Genomic DNA, 10,740 nt, shown 5'->3' on the forward strand with positions numbered 1-10,740 from the left:
GCGAGAGCACCGCGTCCTGTCTCACGCGCCTGGCACACGCCTACCGGCAGAGCCTGCCCCAGCCGGTCCGGTCCGGCCTTGTCGGCCGGCTCCGGCTCCGAACCCACCTCACCTCCGGGCACGACCGACATCGGGCGCCGTGCCGGACCCGTTCCGGTGAAGCGGGCCGCCGCTCGATCCCGGACCCGGACGTCACCGACCTGGCATCCAGGTGGCGCCCGGACGCTTCCCGGCGTGCGGAGACCGGAGCGTCGATAATGGTGGCTGGCTCCAGGCGGGTGTTCTCCACCGCTGGTGAGGAGACGGATGAGTATGTCCGACGATCATGCGAGCGGTCTTTCCTTCGGCACTCTGGCAGCCGCTGTGCTCGACGATCAGGGCAGGGTGCGGTGGTGCTCCCGTGCGGCGGCGGACCTGGTGGGACGCTCGACGGGCGCCGTCCGCGGCCGCCCGGTCCGGGAACTGCTGGCCGAGATGCCGGCTCGACCGGGCGGGGCCGCGGCCGACCAGGCCGGCCCCTCGCGGGAGATCCGGCCCGCGACCGGCCGGGCGCGGCTGCGACACAGTTCCGGTGACACGGTCGACGTCACCTTCCAGGCGATGCCGATGCCCGACGGCCTTCTCGTCCTGGCGGCGCCCACCCGGGACGTGACCGAGCGGGAACAGGGCGTGTCGGTCCTGCACGCCCTGTTCTCCCAGGACCGGGTCGGTATCGCCGTCCAGGACGCGGACCTGACCATTGCGCGGACCAATGTCACCCCCACGATGTTCGGCGGGCCGGCGGTGCCACCCGGCACCCGGCTTCTGGAGGTGATGGACACCGAGGACGCCCGCGCCCTCGAGATCGCACTGCGCCAGGTGCTCGCGACCGGCGCGCCGCTGGTCGGCTGGCAGAGGTGGATGCACTCGCCACTGCTGGGCGGGCGGGAGTTCGCCTTCTCCCTGTCCGCCTTTCGGATGGAGGACGCGCTCGGGCGACCGGCCGGGGTGCTCAGTGCGTTCAGCGACACCACCGAACAGCAGCTCGCCCGGCGGCACCTGGATCTGCTCCACGAGGCCACCGCCCGGATCGGCGGCTCCCTGGACGTCCGCCGCACCGCGCAGGAACTGGCCGAACGCGACGATCTCGACATCGACGACGGACAGCGCCGGCTGATGAACACCCTCGCCGAATGCGGCCGCCCCGGGCAGCCGCTGCACGACACCGACCGCGCCATCCGCACCGACCTCGGCGGACGCCCGCCCCGCGACGACATCGCCCTGCTCCTGGCCCGTACCCGCGCCCTCCCGGCCGAGTCCACCGCAAGCTGGGAACTCCCCGCGGACCCGGCGGCCGTGGCCGACGCCCGGGAGAAGGCAGCCCGTCAGCTCGCCGTCTGGGGCCTGGACGAACTGTCCTTCATCACCGAACTCGTCGTCAGTGAACTGGTCACCAACGCCATCCGCTACGCCGGCGCCCCGATCGTCCTGCGCCTGATCCGCGGGGACGTACTCGTCTGCGAGGTCAGCGACCCCAGCAACACCCATCCTCGCCTGCGCCGGGCCCACAGCAACGACGAGGGAGGCCGCGGCCTGTTCCTCATCGCCCAGCTCACCTCCCGATGGGGCAGCCGCTACGGCCGGCGCGGCAAGACCATCTGGGCCGAGCAGCCCCTCGCCGCACCGGCCGCACCGGCCGCCTGACCGCCGGCGCCGGACGCCGGACGGCGCCGGGCTGCGCGATCAGCTCGCCGTGCAGGACCGTGCCGTCGGCGCCGGCGAACGAGACCTCGGCTCGGGTCGGCCTGTCGTCGGCGCTCGCCGTGGGTGCCAGGACCGCCGGCAGGGCGGCGATCAGCACCCCGATCAGCCCCCACCGATCAGCCCCCACCGGTCTGCCCCGACCACTCGTTGGGCCCCGATCCGCGTCCTGTCCTCCATCCCCGGTGTCCGGCCCGCAACGGCCGCTGTCCGCAGGGATCCAAACCTTCCGCCCCGGCGCCGACACCGGGATGGGGCCACCGCCCGGACCCCTTGTGCACACCGGGGCCGGTCGGCCTGCTCGCCGCGAGGGCGCCGCATGGCGTGTGCTACTCCTTCGAAAGCGTGAAAGCCGCGGTGTTCTCGACCGCCCACTGCCGGAAGCTGCGGGCGGGCGTGCCGAGCAGGGACTCGGTGGTGTCGGCGATGCCGGCCGGGCCGGCGCAGGCCGCGGCCCAGAAGTCGAGCAGGGAGCCGACGATCACCGGCGGCATGAAGCGGGCCATCTGCTGCTCGGCCTCGGCCCGGGTGATGGTCTCGACGGCGGCCTCGCGACCCAGGACCTCGGCCAGGGTGGCGAGTTGTTCGCGGAAGGTGAGCGACCGAGCGCCGGTCAACGTGACCGCGAGGCCCCGGACGGCCGTCCCGGTGAACGCCTCGACGGCGATGTCGGCGATGTCGTCGGGGTGGATGGGCGCGATGTGCGCGTCGGGGTAGGCGAGTTGGACCGGCAGGCCTCGGGAGATCTGGTGCGCCCAGCCGAGGGTGTTGCTGGCGAAGGCGTCCGGGCGCAGGAAGGTGCACGGCAGCCCGCTCGCCGTGAGCGCCTGCTCGACGTGGAGGTGGTGCGCGGCGAGCGGGTGGGTCTCGGCGTCGGGGGCGTTGACCGAGGCGGAGGACATCAGCACGACGTGCTCGACGCCGGCGGTGCGGACGGCCTCCGTGAAGGCCCCGATCCCCTCCGGGTTGGGGTACAGGAAGACCTGCCGTACACCGTCGAGCGCAGCCGTGAAGGTCTCGGGCCGGTCGAGGACCAGCTCGGCGGTCGCGACCCCGGCGGGGACGGCGAGTTCGGCCGGCTTGGCACTGGCGGCACGGACCGGCAGGCCGGCGGCGTGCAGGCGGTCGAGGACGGCGCGGCCGACCTTGCCGCGGGCGCCGGTGATGAGGACGGTCATGGGTTCCCCCTACGAGTCTGCGGGCCGCAGCTCCCTGCCGCGGCACACATGCATGCTTACATGCATGCAATTGACAGTCAACACATGTTTGCCATCACTCATGGACCGTAGGATGGGCGGCATGACGACGGACGAACCGGACCACCAGACGGCCGAGGACCTGCTGAACGCCGTGGGCCCGGCGTTCGGCAAGCTTCGCCGCACCTCACTGCTGGAGGTCGAGAACCCCATCTCGGCCAAGGACCTGAGCCGCACCCTCGTCCTGAACCTCGTCCAGCAGCACACCCTGGACTCCGAGAAGGAGGTCACCGTCGGCGCGATCGCCGAACTCCTCGGCGTGGACCCGTCCGTCGCCAGCCGCATGGTGAGTGACAGCATCAAGGCCGGCTACCTGACCCGCGCCGCCTCCCAGCGGGACGGCCGCCGCACCGTCCTCCACCTCAGCCCGGCCGGCACCCAGCTCATGGCCCGCCTGCGCCGCCACCAGCGCGACGCCTACGACCACATCACCGCCGACTGGAGCGAACGCGACCGCCTGGAGTTCGCCCGCCTGATGCTCAAGTACGTCGACTCGCTCGACCACCTCGCCGAGCGCGCCAAGCGGTAGCGGAGACGGGTAAGCCCGCGGCTCCGCCGGATGATCGTCACCCGACCCGGGCCCGCTCCACCCGGCGGGCCGGAGCCGGCACTACCTGCTGGACCTTCCGGTGGTGCCCGGCAGCGGGGCGATCGGGCGGGTGCGGGCAGTTGGGCCGGACGCCACCCAACTCGCCGTCGGTGACTGGGTGTTCTGCGACCCCACGGTGCGGTCGCGGGATGACGCACTGGCTCCCGATGTCATCCTGCAGGGGCTGACCGCGCTCAGCGGCGGTGGGTTGCGGTTGCAGCGGCACTTCCGGGACGGTGCGCTCACCGAGCAGATGATGATCCCGACCGAGAACGCGATCCCGCTCGGGGCGGTCGACCCGGCGGACGCCGCGAAATGGTGCTCGCTCGGGGTGCTGCTGGTGCCGTACGGCGGGCTGCTCGCCGCCAACCCGCAGGCAGGCGAGACGATTCTGGTCAGCGGGGCCACCGGGCACTTCGGCAGCGCGGCCGTTGCAGTGGCGCTGGCGATGGGGGCGGCCAGCGTAGTCGCGCCGGGGCGCAACGAGGCCGCGCTCAAAGAGCTGACGCACCGGTTCGGACCGCGGGTGCGAACCGTTCAGCTGACCGGGGACGAGGAGGCGGACCGCGAGCGGATGCGGCAGGCGGCACCGGGGCCGATCGACTGCGTCCTCGACCTGCTCTCCCCGGCGGCCGGGACGGCGGCGGTGCGGGCGGCGGCCATGGCCGTGCGCGACGGTGGCCGCATCGTCCTCATGGGCGGCGTCGGCGGCGATCTGCCGCTGAACTACTCGTGGGTCATGCGCCACAACATCACCGTCCGCAGCCAGTTCATGTACCCGCGCGAGGCGAACGGCCGCCTGATCCAGCTGATCCGGTCCGGACTGCTGGAGCTGGACGCCTTCGACATCACCGAGTTCGCCCTGACCGACGCCAACGAGGCCGTCGCCCACGCCGCAGCCAACGGCGGCCCGTTCCGCCTGACACTGGTCCGACCGTAGACAGTTGGGCCGTCAGCTCCGCAACGAGCCGGCGGCCCGGCACGGGTGTCAGGGCGCGGCCCTACGGTCCGGCCGTGATCGTCGAACGTGTGCGGCGCGACAGCCGCCGGTGGTCGAGCTTCGCCTTCGCCTTCTGCTGCCCGGGGGTGAGCGGCTCGGTGCCGGGCGGGTGCGCTCGCGGTCAGCGCCGATTGTCGATAGGACCGACGTTGCCACTCGGCATAGATGACTGTCAACATAGACGCATGTCGAATCTGGAACTTGAGGTACTCGGACAGGACGACGCGGCCGCGTGCTGCTCGCCGATGGTCCGCGAGCCCCTGGACGAAGACGCCGCCAGCGACCTGGCGAAGATGTTCAAGGCCCTCTCCGACCCGGTGCGGCTGCGGCTGCTGTCACTGATCGCCTCGCATCAGGGCGGCGAGGCGTGCGTCTGTGACCTGACCGGCCCGTTCGACGTGTCCCAGCCGACGATCTCCCACCACCTCAAAGTCCTGCGCGAGGCCGGCCTGGTCGGTTCCGAGCGCCGCGGGACCTGGGTCTACTACTGGGTGCTCCCCGCCGCCTTGGCCCGCCTCTCGTCGCTCCTTGAGGCCCCGGCGGACGCAAGATGACCGAGCTCGCCCCGCTGGGTCGCCGGGCGACCGTCGAGTTCGTCGGGACCGGCGCGCTGGTCGCCGTCGTGGTCGGCTCCGGCATCCAGGCCACCAAGCTCTCCCCGGACGTCGGCGTGCAGCTGCTGGCCAACTCGCTGGCGACCGTGTTCGGCCTCGGCGTGCTGATCCTGCTGCTCGGACCGGTCTCCGGCGCCCACTTCAACCCGGTGGTCACCCTGGCCGCCTGGTGGACCGGCCGCCGCGGCGGTGAAGGGCCCGACCTGCGCGAGGTCGCGGCTTATGTCCCGGCCCAGATCGCAGGCGCCATCGGCGGGGCGGCGCTCGCGGACGCGATGTTCGCCGAGCCGCTCGTGCGCTGGTCCGCCCATGACCGCTGGGCGCCGCATCTGTGGCTGGGCGAGGTCGTGGCGACCATGGGCCTGGTCTTGCTGATCTTCGGCCTGGCCCGCAGCGGCCGCGCGCACTTCGCCCCCGTCGCGGTCGCCTCGTTCATCGGCGCCGCGTACTGGTTCACGTCCTCGACCAGCTTCGCCAACCCCGCGGTGACGATCGGCCGGGCGTTCACCGACACCTTCGCCGGCATCGCCCCCACCTCGGTGCTGCCGTTCATCGCCGCCCAGCTCGTCGGCCTGGTGGCCGGCGTCGCGCTCGTCGCACTGTTGTTCGGCCGACCGACGCCCTCCGCCGAGGACGTCGTAGTGCCGCATGGCGACCACCACCCGGCCCCGGCCACCCGCTGAACCAGCCTGTCTCGAAGATCAAGGACTTCTTGTGAGCACTCCCGCCGTCCCGTCCGTGCTGTTCGTCTGCGTGCACAACGCGGGCCGGTCCCAGATGGCCGCCGCCTTCCTCACCCGCCTCGGAGGCGATCGGGTTCAGGTCCGCTCGGCCGGCTCCGCCCCGGCCGAGACCGTGAACCCGGCGGTGGTCGAAGCCCTGCGCGAGATCGGGATCGACATCTCCACCGAGATCCCGAAGGTCCTGACCGTCGAGGCGGTCCAGGCCTCCGACGTGGTGATCACCATGGGCTGCGGCGACGCCTGCCCGTTCTTCCCCGGCAAGACCTATCTGGACTGGAAGCTGGAGGACCCGGCCGGCCAGGGCGTCGAGGCCGTGCGCCCGATCCGCGACCAGATCGAGCAGCGGATCCGCGGCCTGCTCACCGACCTCGGCATCGAGGCCGAGGTGTGACAGCCTCCGGACCGACGCGGACCATGCCCCGCCAGGCGGTCAGGAGCGGGGGAAGCGAAGGACGTTGTCGGGTAGCCGGGCCTCCTCCTCGGCCTTGCGCAACCGGTCGGCCAGGACCGCGCCCGCGAGGGCGAGGCGTGTGACCCGGTCCCTCAACCCCGTGTTCTCCTCCATCAGGACGGAGACCCGCTCCTTGAGCCTGGTGACGTTCGTTCGCAGCCGCGTCTCGACCTCCGGGACCTGTGTCGTCTCGGCGCGGACGCACTCGTAGGACTCGTTCTTCAAGTCCGCGTGCCGCCTGAGGAGGGCCATCCGGTGAACGCCCGCCTCGGCAGCCGGCTCGACGACGGTCGGGCTGCCGTTGGAGACGGTGGCCCCGCCGGTCAGCAGCCGGTCGATGCTGGTCGAACGCCCACAGGTCCGTCAGCTGGCCCAGGACAATGGCCAAGGAACGGTGGCAGCCGAGCGGGCCCGGGCGACACCGGTGGCCGCCCGAGCTACGTGACCGAATCCGCCTGCGCAGCCAGAAGCCGGGGCGGACGTGCGAAGCGGTGAGGTACGTGCCCGTCGTACAAGCCGTACAGGCAGGAGAGGGCTACGACGCAATTCTGGGTCCAGATGCGTTGCGCCGTCGCCCGCTCCTGATGGTCGTCGCGCGCCGGGTAGCCGAAGGCGCCGGTGGGGTGCTGCTGGCAGAGCAGGAAGTCGACCCCGTCGCGGGTGACACGATGATCGGCCCAGCCGAGCAGCCCCAGCCCTTGAAGGAGCGCGGCGGCTTCTTCGAGTCGATAGTTCCGGCAGGCGGCCGGCAGCGCGGCTGCGAACCGCTCCGCGACGGAATGCCAGGCGGAGACGTCGTTGCCGAAGCGAAGCGGTTGGCCGTCGGCATACTGCGCCAGGGCCACGGCAGTGACCGCGGGCGCATGGTTGTCGGCCAGCAGGTTCGCAGGGGCCGTGGAGGCGAGGAGGGAGTCCGCCTGCTGCGCGGTGAGCCAGCCCAGGTCCCGCAGTCGCCTGACTCCACCGGCGGCGGTCGTGGGAACGGCGGTGAGTCCGGCGAGTGCTGCTGCCGTGTCCGCCAGGAACCGGTCGAGGGAATCGCAGGCCAATCCACAGGCCGACAGGCCTCGCGCGCACTCGGCAACCGTGTCGACGCCCTGCCTGCTCCAAGCCACTGGCTGGGCGAGGGCGTTGTCGGCATGTTGCACGAGACCGGTGAGAGCCCGGGCGGCGAGTTGTGGCTCCCCTACCGATCGTGCGGCTCGCGCGGCTGCGCCCGCCGCCGGGACCGCGTCGTCGAAGGGCGCCTCGAGGGCGGCCTCGGTCAGCCAGGCGGCGGCACACCGGATCGCAGCTTCAAGTCGTCCGTTGCCGGCGGACCGGGGAGGTGAGGGGCGTGGCTGCCGGATCACGGCCGCGTCGCGGGCGAGGTGCCCGGCCAGCGCTGCGACGATCGTGGTGTGATAGCCGGTGGCCCAGTCGCGGTATTCCGCATCGCCGTTCTCGAGTTCCGGCGGGAGGATGCCGTCCGGCCCGGCGACCCGCCCGCTGGGTTCCTGTACATCGGCGAGAAGGGCCCAGGCCCGTTCCATCTCGGGTGAGTCCTGGATCCCCAGGCACAGGAGGCAGCAGAGCAGTTCGGCGACGAGGTCGGCGTTCTCCTTCCGTCGGCACAGGAGGCTGAGTGCCTCCAACAGTTCTACCGCCTGGGGCGGACCGAATCCGGCAGGCCACCGGGGACTACGCCGGCCGAAATCGGTGGCGTAGAAGACGGTGTGCGTGACCGCGTAAATATCGCCGTCGCTCAGCTTCAGCACGGATGGATCCGCACAGAGCAGGGAGAAAGGCAGTACAGCGTCGCCTGCCGGCATTCCGTGATCGATTCCGGCCAACTCCAGCGTGTGCAGCAGATCCAGCTGCCGAAAGGGGACACGCTCGAAGCAGGCCGCATAACGCCCGGAGACCGCTTGGCCGATGAGGCGCTCGAATTCGCTGTCACGCTGCCCGCACAGCCGCTGTGACGCGTAGGTACCCGCATACAGAAGCAGGGCCCCCTCGTCGCGTGCGACGAGCTCACGGTACGAAGCGCGGGCCGCCACCGCGGTGACCTGGTCGAACAGCAACCGATACGCGTCGTCGTCGAAGGACCCGGACTCCGCCCGGGCACGGAGTCCGACCAGCAACGCGACCTCGACGAACGCCTTGCGGACGAACAGCACGCGCCCCGTATCAGCGGTGTCGGGATCGAAGCGGGTGCGGTGTGCGGCCAGCCAGGAGACCGCTCCGCGTTCCACCGTGCGCCGCATGTCAACCACAGCCGCCCTCCTGACGAGTCGATCCAACTCGGCCGTACGTTTCGCCTGATGCGGGCACCCCCGCACGGCGAAGTCCGAAGCTAGACCTGCGCGGCCTCCTCGGCCACGGACGGGACGACGAGCACGTACTTGTCCCAGGCCAGCACATAGCCGGAGATCTCTCCGAGCGTGGTGGTCGCACTGACCAACTGCTCCAGAGTGGTGTTCATGTTTATCAGTCCGCTGCCCTGGAGGAAGGCGAGAGCGGCCCGGGCGTCGACAGCTGGGCAGTTGGTCATGACGAACCTCCATCGAGGGAACGATTTCCGCGGATTCCTGTCCCGCGAAATGCCCCTCAATCATGTCAACGGTTTGCGTGCGTGTCATCGGCGAATATCCGGATTCACCCGAATAGACCATCATCAATACAATATTTCCGCTGTTTCGGCTGTGCGGATCCCCCGCTTTCTCGGACTTCCCGTGGTGCGACGCCTGGCGGTTCTGGCCTCGGTACGCAGGAGCGCCGGATACCGGCGCAACGCCGGGATACGACGCCCCCACCGGCATCGGCACCCCGACGGCGTCGACGGAATGCGAGACCCCCGGCACGAGCCGCGGCCGGCGTGCAGGCATGCAGCACGACGCGGTTGACCTCGTCGGCCTCGCGGATCAACTCCTCCGCCCGCTCGACCGGCTCGGGATGGTGCGGATCGGGTGGGTGGCCTGGCGGCGGCCGGGCAGTCTGCCGACATGGCGGGAGATCGGAATCGGTCGGTGTGGGTCGAGCTTCCGGGCGGCGGGCCGAGCGGTGACCTGTGGCCGCATCCGGGGTCCGATCGCCGGCCGCGGTCGCGGGGCGCCCGAAGAGTCCACAACCCGGCCCGCGGGATGGACGGTTGATCCCGCGGACCGGTGTTCGGAGTGGGCTATGGCTGGTACTGGAAGGTGGCACCGTTGCTGGTGCCGCCCGGGGAGTGAACGGTGACGATGACCGGGCCGACGGCACCGGCCGGTGAGGTGGCCACGACCATGGTGTCGGAGACCGCGGCGAAGGACGCCGGAGCGATGCCGAAGAACACGGCGTCGGTGTAGGTGAGGTTGCTTCCCCTGATCAGGACGTCGTCCCCGCCGGATACCGAACCCTGGGCCGGGCCGAGGGAGGTGATGACGGGTGGTGCGACGTAGATGTAGTAGGCGTTGCCCAGCCCAACGGTGCTGGTGCCGCCTGGTGTAGTGGCCGTGACCAGGACGGTCCCCGTGCCGGCAGGCGCGGTGACCGTGATCTGAGTGTCGGAGATCACGGTGATGTTGGTGGCCGCGGCGGTCCCGAAGTGCACGGCGCTGGTGAGAGCCAGGTCGGAGCCGAAGAGGGTGACGGTGTTCCCGCCGCCACTCGGCCCCATCGTCGCACTCAGGCCGGTGACGGCCGGGGCCATGAGGTAGAAGTACGGCAGCGGATTGCCGGTGCCGGCCCCGGTGGTAACCGTGACGTTGACCGACTGCGCCGCTCCTGCGGGTGCCGTGACCGTGATCTGGGAGGCGGTGTTGGCGGTGATCGCGGCGGTGTGGGTGCCGAACAGCACCGAGGTCGCGCCCAACAGGTTGGTGCCGGAGATGGTGACGGTGTTCCCGCCGCTGGTCGGCCCCTGGTTCGGGGTCAGGCTGGTGATCACAGGCGCGGCGATGTAGGTGTACGTCACACCATTGCTCGTGCCCGCCGACGTGGTGACCGTGACCGAGACGGAACCGGAACCCGCAGGCACCGTCGCCGTGATCTGCACATCACTGACCACCGTGAACGTCGCCGACACGGACCCGAAGCGCACCGACGACGCACCCGTGAAACCCGAACCACTGATGACCACCGAAGTCCCGACCACACCCGAAACCGGACTCAAACCCGTGATCACAGGCGCGGCCGCATAAGTGAAGCCCACACCATTACTCGTGCCCGCCGACGTGGTGACCGTGACCGAGACAGAACCGGAACCCGCAGGCACCGTCGCCGTGATCTGCACATCACTGACCACCGTGAACGTCGCCGACACGGACCCGAAGCGCACCGACGACGCACCCGTGAAACCCGAACCACTGATGACCACCGAAGTCCCGA

The 10,740-nt window shown here is 70.9% G+C and carries 11 protein-coding genes; 6 read left to right on the forward strand and 5 right to left on the reverse strand.

Annotated features, from left to right (window positions below; all coding sequences use genetic code 11):
* Window positions 1–312: 312 nt before the first annotated feature.
* Entirely contained in the window at window positions 313–1,683 is a 1,371-nt protein-coding gene (locus ABZW30_RS39290; RefSeq protein WP_355676089.1) for a PAS domain-containing protein, read from the forward strand.
* Window positions 1,684–2,069: 386 nt separating this feature from the next.
* Here ABZW30_RS39290 and ABZW30_RS39295 read toward each other — a convergent pair whose 3' ends face one another.
* Complete coding sequence (locus ABZW30_RS39295) at window positions 2,070–2,918, reverse strand: NAD(P)H-binding protein (protein WP_355676090.1); 849 nt, start codon at window positions 2,916–2,918, stop codon at window positions 2,070–2,072.
* 121 nt (window positions 2,919–3,039) lie between these two features.
* On the opposite strand from ABZW30_RS39295, the gene ABZW30_RS39300 reads away from it, so the two are divergent.
* The 5 genes from ABZW30_RS39300 (at window position 3,040) to ABZW30_RS39320 (ending at window position 6,333) form a co-directional block, all read left to right on the forward strand.
* Window positions 3,040–3,525: a MarR family winged helix-turn-helix transcriptional regulator gene (locus tag ABZW30_RS39300; RefSeq protein ID WP_355676091.1), complete on the forward strand. Its 486-nt coding sequence runs from the start codon at window positions 3,040–3,042 to the stop codon at window positions 3,523–3,525.
* Between the two features lie 88 nt (window positions 3,526–3,613).
* Entirely contained in the window at window positions 3,614–4,525 is a 912-nt protein-coding gene (locus ABZW30_RS39305) for a medium chain dehydrogenase/reductase family protein (RefSeq protein ID WP_355676105.1), read from the forward strand.
* Between the two features lie 245 nt (window positions 4,526–4,770).
* A complete protein-coding gene (locus tag ABZW30_RS39310; RefSeq protein ID WP_355676092.1) occupies window positions 4,771–5,139 on the forward strand; it encodes a metalloregulator ArsR/SmtB family transcription factor in 369 nt (122 codons plus the stop codon).
* The gene (locus tag ABZW30_RS39315) at window positions 5,136–5,882 is read left to right on the forward strand and encodes an aquaporin (protein ID WP_355676093.1); all 747 of its coding nucleotides are present in this window, start codon (window positions 5,136–5,138) and stop codon (window positions 5,880–5,882) included. Before ABZW30_RS39310 ends, ABZW30_RS39315 begins: the two co-directional genes overlap by 4 nt.
* A gap of 31 nt (window positions 5,883–5,913) precedes the next feature.
* The gene (locus ABZW30_RS39320) at window positions 5,914–6,333 is read left to right on the forward strand and encodes an arsenate reductase ArsC (protein ID WP_355676094.1); all 420 of its coding nucleotides are present in this window, start codon (window positions 5,914–5,916) and stop codon (window positions 6,331–6,333) included.
* Window positions 6,334–6,372: 39 nt separating this feature from the next.
* Here ABZW30_RS39320 and ABZW30_RS39325 read toward each other — a convergent pair whose 3' ends face one another.
* The 4 genes from ABZW30_RS39325 to ABZW30_RS39340 all read right to left on the reverse strand — a co-directional run bounded on the left by ABZW30_RS39325 (window position 6,373) and on the right by ABZW30_RS39340 (window position 10,729).
* Complete coding sequence (locus ABZW30_RS39325) at window positions 6,373–6,645, reverse strand: hypothetical protein (RefSeq protein ID WP_355676095.1); 273 nt, start codon at window positions 6,643–6,645, stop codon at window positions 6,373–6,375.
* Between the two features lie 185 nt (window positions 6,646–6,830).
* Window positions 6,831–8,639 (reverse strand): hypothetical protein, encoded by a 1,809-nt coding sequence (locus tag ABZW30_RS39330; protein ID WP_355676106.1) that lies wholly within the window; start codon window positions 8,637–8,639, stop codon window positions 6,831–6,833.
* A gap of 89 nt (window positions 8,640–8,728) precedes the next feature.
* A complete protein-coding gene (locus tag ABZW30_RS39335; protein WP_355676096.1) occupies window positions 8,729–8,926 on the reverse strand; it encodes a hypothetical protein in 198 nt (65 codons plus the stop codon).
* A 627-nt stretch (window positions 8,927–9,553) separates the two neighbouring features.
* On the reverse strand, window positions 9,554–10,729 hold the full coding sequence (locus tag ABZW30_RS39340; RefSeq protein WP_355676107.1) for an IPT/TIG domain-containing protein: 1,176 nt from the start codon (window positions 10,727–10,729) through the stop codon (window positions 9,554–9,556).
* Window positions 10,730–10,740 lie beyond the last annotated feature (11 nt).

The organism is Kitasatospora sp. NPDC004669, assembly GCF_040609455.1.
Lineage (GTDB): Bacteria > Actinomycetota > Actinomycetes > Streptomycetales > Streptomycetaceae > Kitasatospora.

Bases quoted from the DNA above. Each gene is read 5' to 3' on its own strand.
- ABZW30_RS39295 (WP_355676090.1), bottom strand. From the start codon at position 2,918: ATGACCGTCCTCATCACCGGCGCCCGCGGCAAGGTCGGCCGCGCCGTC.
- ABZW30_RS39325 (WP_355676095.1), bottom strand. From the start codon at position 6,645: ATGGCCCTCCTCAGGCGGCACGCGGACTTGAAGAACGAGTCCTACGAG.
- ABZW30_RS39315 (WP_355676093.1), top strand. From the start codon at position 5,136: ATGACCGAGCTCGCCCCGCTGGGTCGCCGGGCGACCGTCGAGTTCGTC.
- ABZW30_RS39335 (WP_355676096.1), bottom strand. From the start codon at position 8,926: ATGACCAACTGCCCAGCTGTCGACGCCCGGGCCGCTCTCGCCTTCCTC.
- ABZW30_RS39300 (WP_355676091.1), top strand. From the start codon at position 3,040: ATGACGACGGACGAACCGGACCACCAGACGGCCGAGGACCTGCTGAAC.
- ABZW30_RS39310 (WP_355676092.1), top strand. From the start codon at position 4,771: ATGTCGAATCTGGAACTTGAGGTACTCGGACAGGACGACGCGGCCGCG.
- ABZW30_RS39290 (WP_355676089.1), top strand. From the start codon at position 313: ATGTCCGACGATCATGCGAGCGGTCTTTCCTTCGGCACTCTGGCAGCC.
- ABZW30_RS39330 (WP_355676106.1), bottom strand. From the start codon at position 8,639: ATGCGGCGCACGGTGGAACGCGGAGCGGTCTCCTGGCTGGCCGCACAC.